The sequence below is a fragment of the Mycobacterium sp. NGS58 genome, from assembly GCF_059812385.1.
The window spans coordinates 1-21,834 of record NZ_JCALCO010000005.1; the positions used below are offsets into that span (position 1 = coordinate 1).

The following is a 21,834-nucleotide window of genomic DNA, read 5'->3' on the forward strand; positions in this document are numbered from 1 at the left end:
ACCCGTTCCTACTTGAGGTCGAACCGGTCGTTGTTCATGACCTTCACCCACGCCGCGACGAAGTCCTCGACGAACTTGCCGTGCGCGTCGTCCTGGGCGTAGACCTCGGCCAATGCGCGCAGCACCGAGTTCGAACCGAAGACAAGGTCATTCGGGGTCGCCGTCCACTTGAGCGCCCCGGAGGCCCGGTCGTGCCCTTCGTAGACGTTCTCCGCGGTCTCCGACGCCTTCCACTCGGTGTTCATGTCGAGCAGGTTGACGAAGAAGTCGTTCGTCAGCGCACCCGGCCGGTCGGTGAACACGCCGTGCTTGCTGCCGCCGTGGTTGGCGCCCAGGGCACGCAGTCCGCCGACGAGCACCGTGAGCTCCGGACCCGTCACGCCCAATAGGTATGCCCGGTCCATCAGGAGCTGCTCGAGCGGGGCCTTTTCGCCTGGCCGCGCGTAGTTGCGGAACCCGTCGGCCCGCGGTTCGAGCACCGCGGCGGACTCCACATCGGTGGTCTCCTGAGACGCGTCGGTACGCCCGGGAGCGAAGTGCACCGAGATCTCGTAACCGGCGTCCTTGGCCGCCTTCTCGACCGCCGCGGAACCCGCCAGCACGATCAGGTCCGCAATCGAGATCTTCTTGCCGTCGGAGGCCGAGGCGTTGAAGTCCTGCTGGATCTGCTCCAGGACGGGCAGCACCTTGTCGAGTTCGGAGGGCTCGTTGACCTCCCAGCTCCGCTGCGGCTCGAGGCGAAGCCGCCCGCCGTTGGGGCCACCGCGCTTGTCGGTGTTGCGGTAGCTGATCGCGGCCGACCAGGCGGTCTTGACCAGCTGGGGGACGGAGAGACCGGATGCGAGCACCTTGCCCTTCAGGGCCGCGACGTCCTTATCGTCGACCAGTTCGTGGTCGACGGCCGGCACGGGGTCCTGCCACAGCTGCGGTTCGGGGATCCAGGGTCCCAGGAAGCGGGTGACAGGTCCCATATCGCGGTGCAGCAGCTTGTACCACGCCTTGGCGAAGGCGTCGGCCAGCTCCTCGGGGTGGTCAAGCCAGCGCCGGGTGATGTCGCGGTAGATCGGGCTCTCCCGCAACGAGATGTCGGTGACCAGCATCGTCGGGGCGCGCCCCGGCCCACCGAACGGGTCGGGGATGGTTCCCGCGCCGGCGCCATCCTTGGCGGTGAACTGCCACGCCCCGGCGGGGCTCTTGGTCAGCTCCCACTCGTGGCCGTACAGCGTCTCCAGGAAGGAGTTGTCCCACTTGGTCGGCGTCGGCGTCCAGACGACCTCCAGGCCGCTGGTGATGGCGTCCTTGCCCACGCCGCTCCCGTAGGAGCTCTTCCAGCCGAGCCCTTGCTGTTCGATCGGGGCGGCCTCGGGCTCGGGACCAACCAGGTCGGCGTCACCGGCACCGTGGGTCTTGCCGAAGCTGTGGCCACCGACGATCAGTGCGGCCGTCTCCTCGTCGTTCATCGCCATCCGGCCGAACGTCTCGCGGATGTCGATCGCTGCGGCAATCGGGTCGGGCTTGCCTTCGGGGCCTTCGGGATTCACATAGATCAGGCCCATGGTGGTGGCGCCGTAGGGCTGTGCGAGATTGCGTTCGCCCGAGTAGCGCTTGTCGGTACCCAGCCATTCCTCTTCTTCACCCCAGAGGATCTCTTCGGGCTCCCAGACGTCCTCGCGGCCGAAGGCGAAGCCGAAGGTCTTGAATCCCATCGACTCCAGGGCCACGTTGCCCGCGTAGGTGATCAGGTCCGCCCAGGAGAGCTTGTTCCCGTACTTCTTCTTGATCGGCCACAGCAGCCGGCGGGCCTTGTCGAGGCTCGCGTTGTCCGGCCAGCTGTTGAGCGGGGCAAAGCGCTGCATGCCCTGGCCGGCGCCGCCGCGGCCGTCCTGGATCCGGTAGGTGCCCGCGGCGTGCCAGCTCATCCGGATGAACAGGCCGCCGTAGTGGCCGTAGTCGGCGGGCCACCAGTCCTGCGAGGTGGTCATCAGCGAGATCATGTCGGCCTTGAGCGCGTCGACGTCGAGCTTGGCGAACTCCGTAGCGTAGTCGAAGTCCTCGCCGAGCGGATTGGATTGCGGCGAGTGCGGATGCAGCCTCGACACGTCGACCTGGTTGGGCCACCAGTCCTGGTTGGTCAGTGGAGCATTCGACTTCGGCTGCGGTGAAGGGATTGCTGGGTTTTCGCTTTCGCTTGTGCTGGCCGTCCCGGCTCCGGGTTGGGGTGGACGGCTAGCGGATGTATCAGATGACACAGCATTCCTTTCGAGGGTGGGTGAATCGGGCTGCGATCTAAGAACCTGTCGTCGAGCAATCGGCGCACAGGCCCCAGTAGATGACTTCGGCCTCGTCGAGCACGAAGCCATCAAGAATGTTGTCGTCGTCCGAGGGGATGAGGCACGGCGCGTCACCGACGGCACAGTCGATGTCGGCGATGATCCCGCAGGACCGGCACACGACGTGGTGATGGTTGTCGCCGACGCGCGATTCATAGCGCGCCACCATGCCCAGGGGCTGGATGCGCCGTACCAGGCCCACGGTGGTCAGCGCGTTGAGCACGTCATAGACGGCTTGGCGCGAGACATCGGGAAGGCCCACTCGGACGGCCGAAAAGATCGTCTCGGTGTCGGCGTGCGGATTGGCGTCGACGACTTCCAGCACGGCGACCCGGGGCCGGGTCACCCGCAGATCGGCCATCCGCAACCTGTCCGCGTAATCGGCCGTCGATGACACGCCACCAATATGACGCACTTATCTGGAACGAGTCAAGACTTTATTGTGAAGTGGGGCACAACTCTGCGTGACGACTGAGCTGCATCACCCGGTTCTCAGGTGGGCTTCAGCGCGCTGCCTTTGCGCCAATCGTCCCAGCTGATCGTCCAGTCGCCGTTCTGAGCCAGCGTCAGCGGCGGCCCGCCGCTGTTTCGGACCTCGACCACGTCGCCGGGTACCGAAAAGTTGAAGAACCATTTCGCGTTGTCGGCGTTCAGGTTCAGGCAGCCGTGCGAGGTATCGCGGTGCCCCTGGGCCCATACCGTCGCGTCGAGCTCGTGCAGGTATATGCCGTCCGTGCTGATCTTGGTGGCCCAGTTGATGGTCTCGCGGTATCCGAGCCGGGAATTCTTGGGCAGGCCAAAGGTCGAGGAGTCCATGATGACGGGATTGCCCTTGTCCAAGACGGTGTAGATCCCGGAGGGCGTCCATAGCGAGATGGTTCTCCCGCCGACGTCTTCGGTGCCGCCCATTCCCATGGACGTGGGCATCGTGCGCTGCAGGGTCCCGTTGCTGAAGACGCTGACCTGATGGGTGGCGTCATCGGCGATCGATACGTGGGCATCGCCGACACGGAAGGACACCTTGGTGTCGTCTTGCCCGAATAGTCCGTCGCCCAGGGCTATCCCATAGATCTTCGCCTCGGCGGTGACGTTCGTGCCGGGCGCGTAGTAGCGCTCGGGCCGCCAATGCGCGTTCTGATCATCGACCCAATACCAGGAACCCTCGACTTTCGGGTCGGTGGTCACCGACAGCTGCCGCTCGGCGGTGGCACGGTCGGCGATCTTCTCGTCGAAGTGCGCGACGATCACCGTTCCCACGCCATAGGTGCCGCCGTCACGCAACGTGGCCTCCGACGTGGTGGTGAAGGACACCTTGGTCTGGTTGGACGGCTTCAGCGTGGAGAACGACGAAACCTGCTTGGCCGCAACGCCACTGATGCCGCTGCTGCTGACCGTCAGCGTGTAGGTGCGCCCGTAGCCCAGTGGGACCGTCGGCTTCCACACGGTGTTGTCCGGGGTCATGACACCCTCGACCGGTTTGCCACTCTCGTTGACCATGTCGACGGCCGTCAGCGTCCCGTTGTCGGCTTTGACCATGACCGGGGCGACGGGGTCGACGTCACGGGCGTTCGGACCCGGGGAGATCGTTATTCGGGCCGGCTCAGCGGTTTTCGCGGGGGCGCCGGGTTGACCACAGGCACTGCCCGAGCAGTGCGACGTCGAGGCGACGAAAATCGCAGCCACCACGGCGACGACCACGCACACCGCGAGCAGGACTTGGCGGGGGCGGCTCATGCGGAGGATCCGGCCGATGAACTGATCGCTGAACTTGGACGTCATGGAGTTGCCGAATCCCTGCTCTCCGTTGCTCGCAGGCTGCAAAGTTCCGCCCGGCGAAGTCGAATGTTGTAGATGAGGTATCCCGGGACGTGCGGTTTCTAAACCGTCGGGTGGTTCGGCTTGGCCACCGAAAACCGCCGCCGGCCGGCCGCGAGGGATCATGGCTACATGGCCGATGAGGACCTCGACCGCCTCTATGAGGTGCCGCCGCAGGAGTTCACCGCGGAACGCGCGAGACTGGCCGCCGCGGCCAAGAAACGCGGCGATGACGCGGCCGCCAAACGAATTTCCGCTGCCAACAAGCCGACAACGGCGGCGTGGATCATCAACCGGCTGGCGCTTCGGCACACCGACACCCGGCAGCGGTTGACCGACCTCGGTAAGCGATTGCGCGCCGCGCACGAGGCGATGGACGGCGGCCGCATCCGGGACCTGTCGGCCGAGCAACACAAACTCATCGACGCACTCGCCCGCGAGGCGCTGCAGGCCGCCGACGTGACGCAACCGTCGGCGACCGTGCGGGAAGACCTGACCAGCACCCTGCAGGCCGCCATCGCCGACCCGGGGATCAGCGAGCGACTCGGCAGGCTGACCCGGCCCGAGCAGTGGTCGGGTTTCGGTGCCTTCGGCGACGCCTCGCCGGAATCGGTGGACGCTGCCGACGAACCGGCGAGGCGGCGCAGCACCCCGGAGCGGAAGCGGCCCGCGAAGCAGCACGCGGCCGACCACGCACAGCAGCGACGGCACGAAAAGCTGAGCACGGCCCTTGCCGCCGCGGAGCGCGCCAAGGCCGAGGCCGACGACCTGGTGGCCGAGCGACAAGCACAACGGGTCGCCGCTCAACAGCGCCGCGACGCCGCGGCGAGCGCGCTGCGGGCGGCCGAACGGGAGCTCAAGGGCGCCCAAAAGGAGTATGACGCGGCACAGCAAGCCGGCCGTGCTGCCGCGAAAGCCGTGACGGAGGCAAAGAGCCGGTTGAAGCGGGCATAGTTCGGCGGCGCGTTTCCGCGCGCCCGACCGGGGTATCAGCTCAGCCGTGACTTCTTTATGGATGACCGAACGAACCGAACAGCCTTGGGCTGCAAGCAAGCTTGACCAAGAGTCCGGGTCCGCCGATGTCATCGTCGTGGGTGCCGGCATTACCGGGCTGGTGACAGCGGTCTTACTGGCCCGCGCGGGCAAGGATGTGCTGGTCCTGGAGGCACGCACGGTGGGGGCGTGCGCGACGGGCAACACCACCGCCAAAATCAGCCTGCTGCAGGGCAGCCAGCTTTCCAAGGTGCTGCCAAGGCACGGCAGGGAGGTGGCCCGCGCGTACGTCGACGGCAATCGTGAAGGCCAGGAGTGGGTGCTGAGCCACTGCGAGGCGCACGGAGTGGCGGTGCAGCGCGAGGATGCATACACCTACGCCCAGTCTGTGCGGGGCGTCCCCTCGGCGCGGGCCGAACTTGCCGCGTGTCAGGCGGTCGGCCTGCCGGCAGTGTGGGACGACGATGCCGACGTACCGTTCTCGTATCACGGCGGAGTGCGCCTGGCCGACCAGGCGCAGTTCGACCCGATGTCGTTCCTCGACTCGTTGGTGGTGGAGTTGCTCGGTCGCGGTGGGCGGCTGGTCGAGCACACGCGGGTGCGGCGCGTCTCCTGGCGCGGCAAGAAGGTACGCGTGCATGTCAACGACGCCGCCCAGCAGGACGCCCAACTTCAGGCCACCCAGCTGGTGCTCGCGACGGGCATCCCGATCCTGGATCGCGGCGGCTATTTCGCGCGGGTGAAGCCGAGCCGGTCCTACTGCTTGGCTTTCAAGGTTCCGGGCAACATCACGCGGCCGATGATGATCTCCACCGACTCGCCGACGCGTTCGGTGCGCTACGCACCGGTCACGGACGGGGAGCGGCTGATCGTGGGCGGGGCCGGCCACACCGTGGGCCGGGAGAAGAGTCCGTCCGAGGCGCTGAATGAGCTGTCGACGTGGACCCGCAAGCACTATCCGGGTGCCGTGCAGACCCATTTCTGGTCGGCGCAGGACTACACGCCCATCGACCACCTACCGTATGTGGGTCCCATCCTGCCGAACACCGAGAGCATCTTCATCGCAACGGGTTTCAACAAGTGGGGCATGACCAACGGCCCCGCCGCCGCGTTGGCGCTGTCGAGTCGCATCCTGGGCGGGCGGATGGATTGGGCCCGCGCGTTCGCCAGCTGGAGTCCGCACGAGCTGACGGGCCTGACGACGGCCCTGCAGGCCAACCTCGAGGTCGGCTTCAACCTGACGAAGGGCTGGATCACGCCGGCGATACGCACTCACCGCCGCAGCCCCGTCGACGGCGAAGGCGGGGTGGTGAGCGGCCCGCCGTGGCATCTGGAAGCCCGGTGCCGCGTCAACGGGACCGAGCACCGCATCTCACCGGTATGCCCGCACCTGGGCGGGATTGTGAACTGGAACGACGCCGACAACGCTTGGGAGTGTCCGCTGCACGGGTCACGGTTCGCGCCCGACGGAACCCTGCTGGAGGGGCCGGCCACTCGCGATCTGACCGCCTAGACCTGCGGGTCAGCCCGCCTTTTGAAACACGAGCCAGCGCAACTCTATTGGGGAATCGTCGCGCTCGACGTCGAATACGTCGAGGCCCCCGGCCCAACCTTCGAACCAGCCCGTGGGCGGCCAGGCGTCCGACGGCAGCCGCGCCTTCTCGTACTCGTAGGCAGCGTCGTCGGCGATCGGCTCCAGAGGCAGGCCGGCCGCCGCGGCGCTTACCTCGTCGCGGGTGAAGATCATGCTGTTGCACTGCTGACTCAGTTGCACCGCGACCTCGTCGGGAACGTAGCCGTCGCGGGCCAGGAAGGTGTTGAACACCAAACGCCCGCCGGGCGCCAGGCATTCGGTGGCGAGTTCGAATACGCCGCGCAACTCGTGTGTCGTCCGGAAGTCGGACACCACCTCCGAGAGCACCATCAGCTGGTACTCCTCGCGCACGCTCTCCATAGCGGTGAACACGTCGCTTTGAATGACGTTCACGCGCAACGATTCTGCGGCGGCTTCGGAAACAATCACTTCGGCGAACTTCGCGGTCAGTTCGACCGCATCGACGGGATGTCCGCGCCGGCCGAGGGCAAGGGCGTTCCGCCCGGTTCCCGCGCCGACGTCCAGCACCCGATAGGTCGAGGGATCGTCCGCCTCGGCGGCCAGCGCCAACACGCGTGCGTCCGGCTCGGTGCCGAACAGCGGCGGTGGGCGGATTTCCATCCACTGTTGGTAGTCGGCCTCGACAGTGCGCCAGTCGGCCTGGACGCGGAAATTCACCCCCTCGCCGAAGGGAGCCTGATACGAGATCAGGACATCCGAACGATGGGAGGCCTTGAAGGCCTTCGCCAACTCGACTTCCAGCGCTGCCCGCAGGTGCGCCGATTGTTCGGGGGTATACCAGACACCCAGCGTGGCGCACACGTTGCCGCACAACAGGACGTACTCGTCGATCAGGCCCGGCACCGCCGGCACCCTGATCTGGCCCTCGGCCGACAATCGGCGATACAGCCGCCTGATCATCGCTTCGCGCAGCATCGAAGGATCGAACGGCCTATTCGGCTGATCCTGCACCAGAACCTTCTACACGACGGGCGGCCTTTCCACCACCGCTGCAACGAACGGACGGTTTGCCTCGCCCGATCAAACCGCGGGTGCCGGGCGGGCCGCCTCTTCGAGGAGATCGGCGGCGCGGCCAACGCTTTCCGCGGGTTTGCTCATCTGGGCGGCGACCTCGCGGGCGCGGGCGGCGCATCCCGGCGTGAGGACCGTGCGTAGGTCGGCGACCAGCGAGTCCAAGGTGCTCTCGGAAAAGGCCCGTCCGGAACCGGCTTTCATTTGTTCGACGGCCCTCGCCCACATCGGCTGGTCCCATACGGTCCACAGGATGAGCGTGGGGACTCCGGCGCGCAGGCCCGCGGCCGTGGTGCCCGAGCCACCGTGATGGACCACCGCCCGGCATTCCGGGAAGATGGCCGCATAGTTCATCGCTCTTACCACCTTGACGTGGTCGAACAGCGCGACCTCAGCGAAGTCATTCGCGCCGCTGCAGATCAATGCCCGCTCGCCCAACTGCGAGCAGGCCGCGCTGATCACTGCGACGGTCTCGGCGGGAGAGCTGACGGGCGTGCTGCCGAATCCGAAGTAGATGGGCGGCGTCCCGTCCGCTATCCAGGACAACACCTCGTCGTCGTTGTCCGTCGGCAACTCCAGCGTCAACGAACCGACAAAAGGACGCCGGCCGCCCGGTTCCAGCCATTCGGCGGCGGGCCCGGGCAGGCAGAGCTCGTCGTAAGTCTGGATTTCCAATACCTCACTCGCTGGGCCCGCGGCCGATTCGGTTGCCTCGGGCAAGCCAAGCGCACGACGTTGGGCCGCTTCGGCATCCTTCGTTATGCCGGAATACAGGTCGCTCGACGGCATGATTCGCGCCGGGAAGACGTGCAGCGCCGCGAGCGGGATGCGGTGATGTTCGGCGACATTGGTGGCCAGTGCCTGATCGTTCATGTGCGCCACCAGCAGATCGGCACCCGTTGCCACCGACGTCAGCGTCGCGGTCTTGTCCATCCAGATCCGGGTCACGCGCTCGACAACGTGCGACAGCCCGCTGACGCCCCAATGGAGCGAGCCGAGCAATTCCTGAGCCGCGCTCATCCCGCGTTCCGTATCCGGCCCGTACCCGACGGCCGCAAGGCCCGTCGACTCGACGAAGGCGGTCATGTTGGGCGGGGCCGCGAGGAGCACCTCGTGGCCTCGGTTCATCAGCGCGCGACCGACGGCGGCGCAGGGTTCGACGTCGCCGCGGCCGCCGTAGGTGACCAACACGATTTTCATTCGACAGACCTCACTTGCGGGATCCCACAAATCCAAGCAGAACCGGCGCCGCAAGACTCGTTGGACGCCGGCCCATCGCGTTGACCTCGGGCTTTGCCGTCGCCGGGCGAGTGAAATCGGACCGGGGAGGTGAGCAACGCGTCGTGCATCCCGTTGTGAGCGGGCTGAGAGTGATTTGCGCAATACGCGCCTAACCCTTGCGAGTTTCCGCCGTCATGTGCAGGTAACCTATCGTTAATCCTCGACAACAATTTCGCTGTATTGGTTGACGTGGGAGCACATGCAAACGTGTGAGACCGTTCGCTAGCACTGGGGACGGCCTGATTCGGCCGTTTCCGTTCGCGGCAATGGCAGCACCGGAGGGAATGCGATTTGTTTGCTGCTCAGTTGGCTATCCCCACACGACGCGCATCGGGGCCGTCGATGCTCTCGCGGCCCTGAAAGCTATCGGAGGAGAACGACATGGACTTCGCGTGTCTACCGCCGGAGGTTAACTCCGCGCGGATATACGCCGGTCCAGGGTCGGGACCGATGCTGGCCGCCGCGATGGCCTGGGACGAATTGGCCGCCGCCCTGCAATCGACGGCGAACTCCTATCAGGCCGAGATCACGGCCTTGACTTCCGGTCCGTGGGTCGGCCCGTCGTCTGCGTCCATGGTCGCAGCGATCACCCCTTACCTGGCGTGGATGAGGACCACCGGCGCCCAGGCCGAGGAAACCGCCAACAAGGCCAGAGCCGCGGCCTTCGCCTACGAGACGGCGTTCGCCGAGACCGTGCCGCCCCCGGTGGTCACGGCCAACCGCACCCTGCTGGCGACGCTCGTCGCGACGAACGTCCTCGGACAGAACACGCCGGCGATCGCCACCACCGAGGCCGAGTATGCCGAGATGTGGGCCCGAGACACCGCGGCCATGTTTGGCTACGCCGGTTCGACGGCCGCGGCGACGCGGTTGACGCCGTTCGCCCAGCCCGACGAGACCACCAGCTCCGACGCCGGTCAATCCGAATCGGTGCTCCAGGCCACCGGGACCGCCGCCGGGAACACCCGTAACGCCGTGCAGCAATCGTTCTCCGCGGTACCCAACCTGCTGAACAACGCCGCGATAAGCCCGGCCGCCGCCGCTCCGGCGTCGGCGACGGACGTGCTGGGGCTGGGGAGCGATCTCGTCACATTCTTTCTCGACGCGCCGGCCAGCGTCGCCGGGCTCAGCATCGACACCCCGGGTACGTTGATCGCGCTGCCCTTCGACGTGGCCGGCACAATGACCGGTTTCCACACCGATGACATCGTCAGCGGTTGGGCCGGAGTGCAGTCCTGGCCGGGGGTGGGCGCGGTGCCGCCCTCACCATTCCCGGTCATCACGAACCCGGCGGGCGGATTCGGATCCTTGGCGTCGGCCGGTCTGGGCCAGGCGAACACCGTCGGTGGCCTGTCGGTGCCGCCAGGGTGGACAGCCGCCGCCCCGGCGATCCGCCCGGCCGCCCTGGTGCTGCCGGCCACCAGCGCCGGCGCGGGCGCAGAAGCCGCCGCGGCCGCGGCCGCGGCCGCTCCCAGTGGCTCCGGCGGTTTGTTCGGCGAGATGGCGGTGGCCAGCATGGCCGGGCGCGCGATGGCGGGTACGGGTGGCGCCCTGGGACGCGAGCGGGCCCGAGCCGGCGAGATCGAAAAGGCGACGCGCGAGGCACCGAAGGAGCCGACGAAAGAGCCGGCGACCCCGCCGCAGGTTGTCGCGGGTGGGCCGATCACGAGCATCGCCGCCGAGCTGCGTGAGCTGGCGTCGCTGCGCGACGCGGGGATTTTGACGCAGCAGGAATTCGAAGAGCAGAAAAAGCGCCTGCTGCCAAGCTGATTGCGGCGCCATGCGCCGTGCGCTTGGCCAGGGCACACTAGGTGGGAACACTTCAGTGAAGGCTCTTCATGGACAACTCGATCGCCCATACTTCTGACGCAGTGCAGATGCGGGTGCAGGCGTTGCTCCGCTATCCGGTGAAGTCAATGCTCGGCGAATCCCTCGATCGCCTGCTGATCGACGAGCGTGGCGCCGAGGGCGACCGGCGAATGGCGCTTGTCGACGGCCAAACCGGGCACGTGGCCAGCGCCAAGAATCCCCGGCTGTGGCGCGATCTCTTGACGTGCACCGCGCATGGTGATGCCCAGGGCGTGCACATCAGCATGCCTGATGGAACCGATGTGGCCGCCGATGATCCCGGCGTCGACGAGCTGATCTCGCGCCTGACCGGTCGGCAGGTCAGTTTGGTCACTCAACGCCCCGAGGGCGCGACACTGGTGCGGCCCGATCCGGAGAAACTCCTGGAACTCGGCCTCGACGCCGAGGTGGACGGTCGCATCCTGCGGATCGCTGCGGCCACCCCGGGCGAGTCGTTCACCGACGAAGCTCCATTGCATGCCATCACGACGGCCACCCTGGAGCACATCGGGGTGGAGGCGCTGCGGTACCGGCCGAATCTGGTGATCGGAACGCCGCAGGACTACCCTCCGTATGCCGAAAACGACTGGGTGGGAGGCCAACTCGTCATCGGGGAGACGCGGCTGCGCGTCCTGACGGCGACGTCGCGCTGCGTGGTTCCCACCCTCGAACACGGGCCGCTGCCGCGGGCGCCGCAGGCTCTCCGCATACCGGCGGCCGAAAATCGGCTGAACACAGGCGGTCACGGCGCCCAGCCGTGCGCCGGCGCCTATCTGGCGGTGGTGACCAAGGGCGTCATCCGTGTCGGTGACCCGGTCGCCGTCGGGCCGTAATTGTTTCGGCAGCAAAGCATCTCAGTGGTTTCACCCGCCCAGGTTGCGCACCGCTGTGTCGAGTTCTTCGGCTTGCTCCGCCAACTCGCGCTCTGATAAGTCCGCGTGGCCGACTCGTTGCACCAACTCCTGGCGCGTCGCAACCTGCAGGGCCCCCCGATAGTCATTCGAGTCCAGATCCGCCGGCGCGACGACCGCGGCGCGGCCTTCGATCACCACCAGCGCCGCGCTCGCCTCCGGGCTGGCGAGCAACTGTCGCACGTCCTCAGCACCGATGGTCACGACCCGCCCCGTCCGGTACGTTGTTGCAGTTCGTCGATCAGGCGGGAGGCCTGGGCCTTGGTGAGGTTTTCCGGGATCTCTTGGACCGCTTCTTGCGCGAGCGTGTTCAAGTAGCTGCGCTGCGGGCCGGTCATGGGTTCATCGCCCGTCACCCACTGCGACTGGTCCTTTTCCGGATTCTCCTGTGGCGCCTGCGCGGCATCGTCGGCCATGCCTGTGGCTATGCCCACTAGCGAGCCGACATAATCAGGAAGTGACGGTTTCGGCATGTCAGCCGCCTACCCCGACAATCTTCATCGCCAGTAGCACCGCCACCGCGATGAACGCCACGGCAAAAACGCACACCGCGAGGACGGTGAGGGCGGAACTGGGAGTGAATCGCCGGGTGTTCGGCGGTTGTGGCTCAGACACACCGGAGGTTTGGGGCGCGGCCGGGGGAGTGGTGCCCGGTGCGGCACCTCCCCCCGGCTCCAGCCCGGGTGTGCGTCGGATCAGGATCGGGAGGTTGTGCGGTCATGATTTACACCGGCCTTGTCGTCGCGGACGACGGTGGAAGCATTCGGTCGCATCGCCACGCGGCGGCAGTCGACCTTGTTGTTTCTATGAGTCTCACCGCGGGCTCCCTCCTCTGGAGCATGGCGGTACCCGCCCACCTGCCGCCCAAACGGCCGGTGCGGAACGAGGTCGAGCGGTATCAGCGGGGTCGGCGCCCGTGTTTCCTGATGGAGCGAGGCGGCGGTCATCGAAAGGGTTGCCTGCCAACACCTTCCGGTTTGCCGGGTAGGGCAGCGCCGCTAGTTCTCCGAGTTTGGCGTGGGACTCTGCGCAGACTCCCATTTCGCCCCGAGCGACCGTGTGACCCGCGTGCCGGCCGACAGCTCGAGTTGAAAGGTTTCACCGCCGTCGGCCTCGAACGTGATGAGATACCCCGCGTCGCTGGGATCCTTGAAGACGACTTTGTAGGGCTGTTCACCGGAGCCGCGGTCCACGGCGATGATGTCGCCTGGAGTGACGTCGTCGATCAGGTCGTCGCCGGAGACTTTGGACATACGGTCGACGTTAGCCGAAGAAACGCGGCGACCATTCGGCCGGCGCACTGACCGACCTCACCTAGGGCTGCAGAAACGCCTTGATGGCGCGCCGCTCATCCATGGCCGGTAGGCCTCGGCGACCTGCTCGAGGGGCAGGCGCAGGTCGAATACCTTGCCCGGGTTGATTCTTCCGTCGAGCACCAACTCGATGAGGGCAGGCAGGAAGTGCCGGACCGGGGCGGGCCCGCCGCGCAGCCCGACCTGGGTGCTGAAAAGTTGTTCGCACCGACTCCGCTTGGCAACCACCCATCAGCACGCGGTGCACACACGAACTCTGAACGCCGTTGCGGCAGTTCGGACAAGTGCCGTCGGAGGCGTAGAAGGACCCGATGACGAACTGGCCGGGCTTGACCGAGGTGACGTCGCTGCCGACCTCTTCGACGACGCCGCAGTACTCGTGACCGAACGGCTTCGGCTCGGGGACCGGATTGATGCCGCGGTAGTCCCAGAGATCCGAACCGCACACGCAGGTCGCGGTGGTGCGGATGATGGCGTCGGTGGGTGCGACGATCTCGGGTTCCGGCAGTTCTTCGAATCGGACATCACCTGCGCCGTAGATGACGGCTCCGCGCATAACGCCTCCCTCTGAGGGTTGTGCACGCCCAGCTACCCGGGAATCGCTGCGTTCAACCCCACCTCAACGCCATTTGATGCCGCACCCGATGGACGGGCGCTGGTCGGGATCGACCGGACGCCCGGCCAGTACCGCGTCCACGGCGGCGCGGACGTCCGCGGCCGTGACCGGGCGGCCGTTTTTGGGCCGCGAATCGTCAAGCTGGCCCCGGTAGACCAGTCGACGTTCACCGTCGAAAACGAATGTGTCCGGCGTGCAGGCCGCCGAATACGCGCGGGCGACATCTTGCGTTTCGTCGTAGAGGTACGGGAAGGTCCAGCCGTGGCCGCGGGCCTCCGCGACCATCTGATCGGGCCCGTCCTGCGGGTAGGTCGTCACGTCATTGCTCGAAATGCCGACCATCGCAACGCCTTGCCCGGCGAGGTCACGGCCGAGGGCGGCGAGCCCGTCGGCGACGTGTTTCACATACGGGCAGTGATTGCAGATGAAGGCGACAACCAGGGCCGGCCCGGTCAGGTCGTCGCTGCTGAGTGTGCGGCCGGTGGCCGGCTCGGGCAGGGCGAACGCCGGTGCAACGGTGCCGAGTGCGAGCATGCTGGACTCGATGGCCATGCGGGCCAGAGTATCGGCATAAGGCAAGTTCGCGCACCATACTGCAGGGCTAGTACGAAACACCTTGAGCTGTATGGAAATTGATCGCCGTCGTCGCGGGTGTTCCGCAACTTGGCGTCGGCCTGTGCCCACCTGGCCGCGGCCTACGCGTCCAGTTGGCTTGCACGGCCGAGCGGACGAACGACTGACGGGGTCAGACGCGCGGCGCGCCCTGGTTGATCTTGTCGGCCGCGAACGTCGCGGCCTGGGCCGTCATCCCGTCCTCGATGTAGGAAACGTGCGCAATGATGTTGCCGCCGCCTGAGCAGATCGGATCGTCGGGGGCGCACAGGCTGGTGACCTTGGAGCCATAAGCCGGGTTGATCGTCGGCAGCGGTTGGCCGCCCCACAGCATGCTGGAGAACTGGCTGGTCGGCTCGCCGAAGAGGGCGACTGCGGCGACGTGATCGGCCACCGAGGCCGGCATCGCGTTGGTGGCCAGGTCGATGACCGTCGAGCCCTGGGAGTAGCCGCCGAGCACGATCCGCGAGTTCGGGCAGCTGCCCACCACGTCTTGGATGTGCGCGCTCGCGTCGGCGGACCCGGCGTTGGCGCTGTTGTGGTAATCGTCGTTGGCGGGGTAGTTGACCGCGTAGACATCGACGGACTTACCGCCGAGCTGCGACGTCAACGAGTCGACGAACGCCTGTCCGATGTTGCCGAGACCGGGCTCCTGATGGGTGCCCCGAGCGAACACTACCGAGACGTCCGAACACCCATCGGCGACGGCGGTGGGGGCCGCGAAGGGTGCACTCAGCAGCGCCCACGCCGTCACGACCGACATACCAACCCAGCGAGCAGATCTGCGTGCACTCATGCCGAGATCCTGTCATATCGCCGGCAAGGGCGGTCCCGGCGGTTGGCGCAAGGACAGCGAGAAACGTTCGATCAGACGAACGACGTTGCAGCACAGAGCCCCTAAGGTCGGGTGCGGCGGATGCGAATGGGTCCGGACCATTCGCCGTCGGGATCGACGACGTTGCCGCGTTGGGTGATCTCCACGTCACCGGATCTCGCGAGCCGCCGGGCGGCCTCCCGGGCGTCGTCCATCAGAGCGCGCCAATCGTCGCCGCCCACCGCACGGGCGGCGTCCGACGGGCAGATGCTGCTCCCCGGACCACGATGCTCGGCCAACGCGAGAATCGACGACTCGAGCCGGCGCCTCATGGGGCCATCGCCGAGGGCGATCTCGGCATTGTCGGCGCCTGTCCCACCGCCGCTTGACACACGCCCTAGTTCGGCACGCAATCGCTCGCCCATCCCACCAGTCAAGCCACGCCGCCGCCCGTTCGCCACCCGGAACCGCACCCGGCGTGCGGGCGTTTGCAGCAGGTGGCCGACAACACCAACGGGCGCACCAGGCAGCAACTCGCGGCCGAGGTCGTATTCCTGACGCGTAACGGGTCCGCTACGCGTTCTGACACACGACCGTCACCGCCCGCGCCACTGGGGTTTGCGCTTCTCGGCCCAGGCCCGCAGCCCCTCGGCGACGTCTTCGGTCGCGCCGGCCACCTTCCGCATGGTCTCGCCGAAGCGCACCGATTCGATCCAGCCCATGTCGGCGGTTCGCCACGCCACTTCCTTGGTCGCCCGCTGGGCCAGCGGTGCGGCCTCGGTGAGTGTGCGCGCCCACGCTCGGGCCTCGGCTTGGAGTTGGTCGGGCTCGACCAGCTTCCAGACGAGACCGATTTCCTTGGCCCGTTCGGCGCTCATGGGTTTTCCGGTCAGCAGCAACTCCATGGCGTTGGCCCAGCCCACCCGGTGCGGTAACCGGATGGCTCCGACAATGGTAGGCACCCCGATCGATACCTCCGGGAAGCAGAACGTGGCCTCGGTGCTGGCGATGACGAAGTCGCAGAACAGCACGCCGGTCACGCCGTAGCCGATGCACGGACCGTGCACCGCGGCAATGGTGGGTTTGAACAATTCCATGCCGGATTCGAACGAGTTGATCGTCGGCTTCTCCCAGAAGGTGCCACCGAAGGTGCCTACCGAACCTTCGCCGTCCTTGAGGTCGCCGCCGGCACAGAAGACGCCGCCGTTGGCCGTCAGGATCCCGACCCACGCGTCCAGGTCGTCGCGGAAGCGATCCCAGGCGGCGTTGAGGTCTCGGCGGAGTGCACCGTTGATGGCGTTGCGCGCCTCGGGGCGGTTCAGGGTGATGGTGGCAACGTGGTCTTGCAACTCATAGGTGACCAGACTCATGACTGCAGACTATTGCGCCGCGGCCACACCTTGCCGTGAACCGGTGCCAAACCCATTCTCATGGTGTGCGCGGGCGGCGGAGACCATGGGGAATCCCAAATCGCCCAGCGGTTTTCGTCGGCAGGCGTTTCACGTCGTCGAAGTGCACATGTACCCGCTCGAATGCTTTGACCCGTTCGGCTTTGACCTTTTTGGTGTAGGTCCGCCGATCCGCCATCGTCAGATCCGCGTCGTCGCTGAACGCACCCAGCAGGGCGCGCGGGTAGAGCTTCTCCACCAAGACGACATTGACCTCGGCGCACATGACCAGCGCCACCGACGCGAGGAACAGAAACGCCAACGCGCCCAACACCAGTGCGAACACACTGTTGGTGGCGCTGGCCCTTTTCACGGTGTGCGCGACGTAGCCGGCCCCGAACCACTGCAGCATCTGCCAAATAAACGCCGCGGCAACAGCTCCCGGCAGTACCTGCCGATATGTCAGTCCGCGCGCGGTCGTCACACGAAAGGCCACCAGACAGATCATCGCGTTGATCGCTACCGCGGCCAGTGCAAGGCCGATCTTGCTGAAGATGCCGAGCGCTCCGGTGGCGTGGCCCGCCGCGGCCAATACCGTGGCTGCGATCGCGGCCGAGCCGAGCACCAACAGCAAGAGCAGGCTGCGCAGCCGGGATCGGATCGGGTTGGGGCGCTTGTGCTTCGGCACCGCCCACACCGTGTCCATCGCGTTCTGCAGCGCCTGTCCCACGCCCAGGCCGCCGTAGAGCGCGCCGAGCAGGCCCACCACCACGCCGACCGCTCCGCCACTGAGCCCCTGCGGGTGGTGCAACTGGTCGCCGAGCACCGGGAACTGGCTCAGGGTGCTGTGCAGCACCTGTGCCTGCAGATCGGGCCGGCCGGCCAGCACCACCCCCAAACCGGTGGTCAACAGCAGCAGCAGCGGAAACAACGACACCAGCCCGTAGTAGGTGATCAGCGCGGCGAGATAGCCACCCTGATCGTCGTTGTATTTGTAGATGACACCGACAATCACGCCGACGGCCCGATTCCGTCGCTGAAGCCTGTCCAGCCAACCGACCACCGCCGATCACTTCCCCCGCAAGCCGGCATCCAATTCGATGCACTCGCCACCTGATACCCGGATTCGGCTGCCATCAACCCCGCGCGTCCGGCTCGCGCCCGCGCGGGTGCCTATTGTGTGCACAGTGGCCGAACCGTCTGCGGCGCAGTTGCGCAAACAACTCGACGGGCTGACGCTGCGCGACGCCGCCCGGATCGGCCGGCGCCTGAAGAACCTGCGCGGCGCCTCACCCGAGAAGCTGCGGCAGCTGGCCGACCAGGTCGCGGCGGCGCAGGCGGTGATGGCGGCCCGTCGAACCGCGGTACCGACGATCGGCTATCCCGACCTGCCGGTCAGCGAACGGCGGCAGGAAATCGCCGAGGCGATACGAGCGCATCAGGTGGTGGTGGTCGCCGGTGAAACCGGATCGGGAAAGACCACCCAGCTGCCCAAGATCTGTCTCGAGGCGGGCCGCGGCATCCGCGGAACGATCGGCCACACCCAGCCCCGCCGGCTGGCCGCCCGCACGGTCGCCCAGCGCATCGCCGACGAGCTGGGCGGCCCGCTCGGCGACACCGTCGGCTACACCGTGCGGTTCACCGACCGGGTCAGCGACCGCACGCTGATCAAGCTGATGACCGACGGCATCCTGCTCGCCGAGATTCAGCGCGACCGCCGCCTGCTGCGCTACGACACGCTGATCCTCGACGAAGCCCACGAGCGCAGTCTCAACGTCGACTTCCTGCTCGGTTATCTGCGGGAGTTGCTGCCCGTACGCCCCGATCTGAAGGTGATCATCACCTCGGCGACGATCGAGCCGCAGCGCTTCGCGGCGCACTTCGACAACGCGCCGATCATCGAGGTGTCCGGGCGGACGTATCCGGTGGAGGTGCGCTACCGGCCGCTGGAGGTCGTCGTGCCTTCCGATTCCGATGACGACCCGGACGACCCCGATCATGAGATCGTGCGCACCGAGACCCGCGACGAGGTCGAGGCGATCGTCGACGCCATCGGTGAACTCGAGACCGAACCGCCAGGGGACATCCTGGTGTTCTTGTCTGGGGAGCGCGAAATCCGTGACACCGCAGAGGCTTTGACCGGACTCAGGCACACCGAGGTGCTTCCGCTGTACGCGCGGTTGCCCACCGCGGAGCAGGAGAAGGTGTTCGCGCCTCACAGCGGGCGCCGCGTCGTGCTGGCGACCAACGTCGCCGAGACGTCGCTGACGGTGCCGGGGATCCGCTACGTCATCGACCCGGGCAACGCCCGCATGTCGCGCTACAGCCGCCGCTTGAAGGTGCAGCGGCTGCCGATCGAGCCCATCTCGCAGGCGTCGGCCGCGCAGCGCGCCGGCCGGTGCGGCCGAGTCGCGCCCGGCGTGTGCATCCGGCTCTACTCCGAGCAGGATTTCGAGGCGCGCCCGCGCTACACCGAACCCGAGATCCTGCGGACGAACCTGGCCGCCGTCCTGTTGCAAATGGCGGCCCTGCAGCTCGGCGACATCGAGGAGTTCCCCTTCCTCGACCCACCGGACCGCCGCAGCGTTCGCGACGGGGTGCAGCTATTAGTCGAACTCGGTGCGTTCGACCAGCAAGGCGGCATCACCGACCTGGGTCGTCGCCTCGCGCGGCTGCCCGTCGACCCGAGGTTGGGACGGATGATTCTGCAGGCCCAGGCCGAGGGCTGCGTGCGCGAGGTGCTGGTGTTGGCCGCGGCGCTGACGATCCCGGACCCGCGGGAACGGCCGAGTGACAGTGAGGAGGCGGCCCGCGCAAAGCACGCCCGATTCGCCGACGAGTGCTCCGACTTCATGTCCTACCTCAACCTCTGGCGCTATGTGCGTGGGCAGCGGCAGTCCCTGTCCGGCAACGCGTTTCGTAGGATGTGCCGTTCCGAGTTCCTGCACTATCTGCGGATTCGCGAATGGCAGGATCTGGTTGGGCAACTGCGCAGCGTCGCGCGCGACTTGGGCATCGTCGAAGACGCCGCGTCCGAGGAGCCGGCGGATCCCGGGCGGGTGCACGCTGCGGTACTCGCCGGGTTGTTGTCGCATGTGGGCCTGCGCCGCGAAGACACCCGCGAGTATCTGGGCGCGCGCAACTCGCATTTCGTGCTGGCGCCCGGCTCCGTGCTCACCACACGGCCGCCGCGCTGGGTTGTCGTTGCGGAGCTGGTCGAGACCAGCCGGCTGTACGGGCGCACCGCCGCGCGTATCCAGCCCGAGGTCGTGGAGCGGGTCGCCGGCGACCTGGTGCAACGCACCTACAGCGAACCGCACTGGGACGCCAGGCGCGGCGAGGTGATGGCCTACGAGCGGGTGACTCTGTATGGGCTGCCGCTGGCTGCGCGCCGCCGGGTGGGATACGCCCGGGTCGAGCCCGCGGTGGCGCGCGAACTGTTCATCAGGCACGCGCTCGTCGAGGGCGATTGGCAGACCCGTCATCATTTCTTTCGCGACAATGCAACGCTGCGGGCCGAGCTCGAGGAGCTGGAGGAGCGCGCCCGCCGTCGCGACCTGCTGATCGGCGACGACGAGGTCTACACGCTCTACGACGCCCGCATCCCCGCCAAGGTCGTTTCCGCCCGGCACTTCGACGCGTGGTGGAAACGGCAGCGACACAAGACACCGGACCTCCTGACCTTCGCCCGCTCCGACTTGCTGCGTACCGACGACACCCCAGGCGGGGATCGACCGAGCACGTGGCGCACGGGAGATGTCGCGCTGCCCCTGACCTACCGGTTTGAGCCCAACGCCGCCGACGACGGGGTCACCGTGCACGTGCCGATCGACGTGCTGGCGCGCTTGGGTGGCGACGAGTTCGCCTGGCAGGTACCGGCGCTGCGCGAGGAGCTGGTGACCGCGCTCATCCGGTCACTGCCGAAAGACCTGCGCCGCAACTTCGTTCCCGCACCCGACACTGCCCGCGCGGTACTGGCGGCAATCGACCCGGCCGGTGAGCCGGTGCTGCCGGCACTACAACGCGAGTTACGCCGTCGCAGCGGAGTTTTGGTGCCGATTGACGCCTTCGACCTGGACAAGCTGCCGCCGCACCTGCGGGTGACCTTTGCGGTCGAGGCCGGCGACGGAACCGAGGTGGCCCGCGGCAAAGATCTGCGGGCCCTGCAGGAACACCTCACCACACCGGCCCGCCAAGCCGTCGCGCATGCGGTCGCGGGCGAGCTGGAGCGGACGGGGCTGCGCGATTGGCCCGAGGACCTCGACGAGCTGCCCCGCGTCGTCGAGCGCACGCTGGACGGACGCACCGTGCGGGGCTTTCCCGCATTCGTCGACGCGGGCGGCACCGTCGACCTTCGCGTGTTCGCCACGTCGGCCGAGCAGGACCAAGCGATGAGCCCCGGCATCCGCCGCCTGGTGCGGCTCAGTGTCGCTTCACCGGTCAAAAACATTGCGCATCAACTTGATCCACGCACCCGACTGACCCTCGGTTCCAACCCGGACGGGGATCTGGCCGCGCTGCTGGATGACTGCGCCGATGCCGCGACCGACGCGATCGTGACGGCGCCGGTGTGGACTCGCGCGGAATTCGCCTCGCTGCAACAGCGGGCGGGAAAGTCCCTGCTGCCCACCACCGTCGACATTGTGGATCGCGTCGAGAGGGTGCTGGCCGCCGCGCAGGAGGTACAACTGCTGATACCCGCAGATCCGTCGCCCGCCCGAACCGACGCGATTGCCGACATCCGCGCGCAGCTGAATCGGCTGTTGCCGGCCGGTTTCGTCACCGCCACCGGGCCTGCGCACCTCGCCGATCTCACCCGCTACCTACTCGCGATCCGTCGCCGCCTCGACGGGCTGCCCCACGCCGTCGGCGCGGATCGGGAGCGCATGCAACGGGTGCACGCCGTGCAGGACGCCTACGCCGGACTGATGCGTGAGCTACCCGGGCCGGCGAAGGCGGCCGCGGACGTTCGCGACATCGCCCGGCAGATCGAGGAACTCCGGGTGAGCCTGTGGGCCCAGCAACTGGGCACTCCGCGCCCGGTCAGCGAGCGGCGGATCTACCGCGCGATCGACGCGGTGCGCAACCGTTGGTGATTGTTCTCCCCGCCACTTTCAACGTATAGCGCATATGGGGGCTTGCCGCAAGACCCGGGTGATGGTGCAAACTCGCTGTCTTCGAGCAGAATTCAAGCGAATCGGGGTAGCGAAGTGGATGTGTCGCGGTCATCGGCGAACTCGCCCGGCGACATCGGGCATGCCGTGCTCATCGCCGGGGGCGGCCCGAC

19 protein-coding genes and 1 pseudogene are annotated in these 21,834 nt (G+C 67.2%); 5 read left to right on the forward strand and 15 right to left on the reverse strand.

The features are described from left to right. Positions 1–8: 8 nt before the first annotated feature. The 3 genes from katG to AC5Y4H_RS06515 form a co-directional block, all read right to left on the reverse strand. Positions 9–2,249 (reverse strand): catalase/peroxidase HPI, encoded by a 2,241-nt coding sequence (katG, locus tag AC5Y4H_RS06505; RefSeq protein WP_499979603.1) that lies wholly within the window; start codon positions 2,247–2,249, stop codon positions 9–11. Between the two features lie 37 nt (positions 2,250–2,286). After that, a complete protein-coding gene (locus tag AC5Y4H_RS06510) occupies positions 2,287–2,727 on the reverse strand; it encodes a Fur family transcriptional regulator (RefSeq protein WP_499979605.1) in 441 nt (146 codons plus the stop codon). 95 nt (positions 2,728–2,822) lie between these two features. Continuing rightward, positions 2,823–4,109 (reverse strand): L,D-transpeptidase, encoded by a 1,287-nt coding sequence (locus tag AC5Y4H_RS06515; protein ID WP_499979606.1) that lies wholly within the window; start codon positions 4,107–4,109, stop codon positions 2,823–2,825. 168 nt (positions 4,110–4,277) lie between these two features. Here AC5Y4H_RS06515 and AC5Y4H_RS06520 point away from each other — a divergent pair, with 168 nt between their 5' ends. Both AC5Y4H_RS06520 and AC5Y4H_RS06525 read left to right on the forward strand, forming a co-directional pair. Next, complete coding sequence (locus AC5Y4H_RS06520; protein WP_499979607.1) at positions 4,278–5,099, forward strand: hypothetical protein; 822 nt, start codon at positions 4,278–4,280, stop codon at positions 5,097–5,099. Between the two features lie 61 nt (positions 5,100–5,160). Next, entirely contained in the window at positions 5,161–6,651 is a 1,491-nt protein-coding gene (locus AC5Y4H_RS06525) for an FAD-dependent oxidoreductase (protein WP_499979609.1), read from the forward strand. 9 nt (positions 6,652–6,660) lie between these two features. Here AC5Y4H_RS06525 and AC5Y4H_RS06530 read toward each other — a convergent pair whose 3' ends face one another. Beyond that, on the reverse strand, positions 6,661–7,704 hold the full coding sequence (locus AC5Y4H_RS06530) for a class I SAM-dependent methyltransferase (protein WP_499979611.1): 1,044 nt from the start codon (positions 7,702–7,704) through the stop codon (positions 6,661–6,663). 69 nt (positions 7,705–7,773) lie between these two features. Next, positions 7,774–8,964: a glycosyltransferase gene (locus tag AC5Y4H_RS06535; RefSeq protein WP_499979613.1), complete on the reverse strand. Its 1,191-nt coding sequence runs from the start codon at positions 8,962–8,964 to the stop codon at positions 7,774–7,776. 462 nt (positions 8,965–9,426) lie between these two features. On the opposite strand from AC5Y4H_RS06535, the gene AC5Y4H_RS06540 reads away from it, so the two are divergent. Both AC5Y4H_RS06540 and AC5Y4H_RS06545 read left to right on the forward strand, forming a co-directional pair. Further along, a complete protein-coding gene (locus AC5Y4H_RS06540) occupies positions 9,427–10,815 on the forward strand; it encodes a PPE family protein, SVP subgroup (protein WP_499979618.1) in 1,389 nt (462 codons plus the stop codon). A 68-nt stretch (positions 10,816–10,883) separates the two neighbouring features. Beyond that, entirely contained in the window at positions 10,884–11,726 is an 843-nt protein-coding gene (locus AC5Y4H_RS06545; RefSeq protein ID WP_499979619.1) for an MOSC domain-containing protein, read from the forward strand. A 30-nt stretch (positions 11,727–11,756) separates the two neighbouring features. Here AC5Y4H_RS06545 and AC5Y4H_RS06550 read toward each other — a convergent pair whose 3' ends face one another. The 10 genes and pseudogenes from AC5Y4H_RS06550 to AC5Y4H_RS06595 all read right to left on the reverse strand — a co-directional run bounded on the left by AC5Y4H_RS06550 (position 11,757) and on the right by AC5Y4H_RS06595 (position 17,610). After that, positions 11,757–12,008 carry a hypothetical protein gene (locus AC5Y4H_RS06550; protein ID WP_499979621.1) on the reverse strand — a complete coding sequence of 84 codons (252 nt, stop codon included), beginning with the start codon at positions 12,006–12,008 and terminating at the stop codon, positions 11,757–11,759. Further along, positions 12,005–12,220 carry a DUF3072 domain-containing protein gene (locus tag AC5Y4H_RS06555; RefSeq protein ID WP_499979623.1) on the reverse strand — a complete coding sequence of 72 codons (216 nt, stop codon included), beginning with the start codon at positions 12,218–12,220 and terminating at the stop codon, positions 12,005–12,007. Before AC5Y4H_RS06555 ends, AC5Y4H_RS06550 begins: the two co-directional genes overlap by 4 nt. 58 nt (positions 12,221–12,278) lie before the next feature. After that, the gene (locus AC5Y4H_RS06560; protein WP_499979924.1) at positions 12,279–12,506 is read right to left on the reverse strand and encodes a DUF6480 family protein; all 228 of its coding nucleotides are present in this window, start codon (positions 12,504–12,506) and stop codon (positions 12,279–12,281) included. A 296-nt stretch (positions 12,507–12,802) separates the two neighbouring features. Next, on the reverse strand, positions 12,803–13,057 hold the full coding sequence (locus AC5Y4H_RS06565) for a hypothetical protein (RefSeq protein ID WP_499979624.1): 255 nt from the start codon (positions 13,055–13,057) through the stop codon (positions 12,803–12,805). 61 nt (positions 13,058–13,118) lie between these two features. After that, a pseudogene (locus tag AC5Y4H_RS06570) lies at positions 13,119–13,673 on the reverse strand (alcohol dehydrogenase catalytic domain-containing protein). A gap of 63 nt (positions 13,674–13,736) precedes the next feature. Beyond that, complete coding sequence (locus AC5Y4H_RS06575; protein ID WP_499979625.1) at positions 13,737–14,285, reverse strand: thioredoxin family protein; 549 nt, start codon at positions 14,283–14,285, stop codon at positions 13,737–13,739. Between the two features lie 193 nt (positions 14,286–14,478). After that, positions 14,479–15,141 carry a cutinase family protein gene (locus AC5Y4H_RS06580; protein WP_499979627.1) on the reverse strand — a complete coding sequence of 221 codons (663 nt, stop codon included), beginning with the start codon at positions 15,139–15,141 and terminating at the stop codon, positions 14,479–14,481. Between the two features lie 101 nt (positions 15,142–15,242). After that, a complete protein-coding gene (locus tag AC5Y4H_RS06585) occupies positions 15,243–15,491 on the reverse strand; it encodes a DUF3253 domain-containing protein (RefSeq protein ID WP_499979629.1) in 249 nt (82 codons plus the stop codon). 264 nt (positions 15,492–15,755) lie between these two features. Then, on the reverse strand, positions 15,756–16,529 hold the full coding sequence (locus tag AC5Y4H_RS06590; protein ID WP_499979630.1) for an enoyl-CoA hydratase/isomerase family protein: 774 nt from the start codon (positions 16,527–16,529) through the stop codon (positions 15,756–15,758). A gap of 58 nt (positions 16,530–16,587) precedes the next feature. Continuing rightward, positions 16,588–17,610 (reverse strand): YhjD/YihY/BrkB family envelope integrity protein, encoded by a 1,023-nt coding sequence (locus AC5Y4H_RS06595; protein ID WP_499979632.1) that lies wholly within the window; start codon positions 17,608–17,610, stop codon positions 16,588–16,590. Between the two features lie 124 nt (positions 17,611–17,734). Here AC5Y4H_RS06595 and hrpA point away from each other — a divergent pair, with 124 nt between their 5' ends. After that, a complete protein-coding gene (hrpA, locus tag AC5Y4H_RS06600) occupies positions 17,735–21,643 on the forward strand; it encodes an ATP-dependent RNA helicase HrpA (RefSeq protein ID WP_499979635.1) in 3,909 nt (1,302 codons plus the stop codon). Positions 21,644–21,834 lie beyond the last annotated feature (191 nt).

Bases quoted from the DNA above. Each gene is read 5' to 3' on its own strand.
- AC5Y4H_RS06525 (WP_499979609.1), top strand. From the start codon at position 5,161: ATGACCGAACGAACCGAACAGCCTTGGGCTGCAAGCAAGCTTGACCAA.
- AC5Y4H_RS06565 (WP_499979624.1), bottom strand. From the start codon at position 13,057: ATGTCCAAAGTCTCCGGCGACGACCTGATCGACGACGTCACTCCAGGC.
- AC5Y4H_RS06555 (WP_499979623.1), bottom strand. From the start codon at position 12,220: ATGGCCGACGATGCCGCGCAGGCGCCACAGGAGAATCCGGAAAAGGAC.
- AC5Y4H_RS06535 (WP_499979613.1), bottom strand. From the start codon at position 8,964: ATGAAAATCGTGTTGGTCACCTACGGCGGCCGCGGCGACGTCGAACCC.
- AC5Y4H_RS06575 (WP_499979625.1), bottom strand. From the start codon at position 14,285: ATGGCCATCGAGTCCAGCATGCTCGCACTCGGCACCGTTGCACCGGCG.
- AC5Y4H_RS06520 (WP_499979607.1), top strand. From the start codon at position 4,278: ATGGCCGATGAGGACCTCGACCGCCTCTATGAGGTGCCGCCGCAGGAG.
- AC5Y4H_RS06580 (WP_499979627.1), bottom strand. From the start codon at position 15,141: ATGAGTGCACGCAGATCTGCTCGCTGGGTTGGTATGTCGGTCGTGACG.
- AC5Y4H_RS06515 (WP_499979606.1), bottom strand. From the start codon at position 4,109: ATGACGTCCAAGTTCAGCGATCAGTTCATCGGCCGGATCCTCCGCATG.
- AC5Y4H_RS06585 (WP_499979629.1), bottom strand. From the start codon at position 15,491: ATGAGGCGCCGGCTCGAGTCGTCGATTCTCGCGTTGGCCGAGCATCGT.
- AC5Y4H_RS06540 (WP_499979618.1), top strand. From the start codon at position 9,427: ATGGACTTCGCGTGTCTACCGCCGGAGGTTAACTCCGCGCGGATATAC.
- AC5Y4H_RS06590 (WP_499979630.1), bottom strand. From the start codon at position 16,529: ATGAGTCTGGTCACCTATGAGTTGCAAGACCACGTTGCCACCATCACC.
- AC5Y4H_RS06545 (WP_499979619.1), top strand. From the start codon at position 10,884: ATGGACAACTCGATCGCCCATACTTCTGACGCAGTGCAGATGCGGGTG.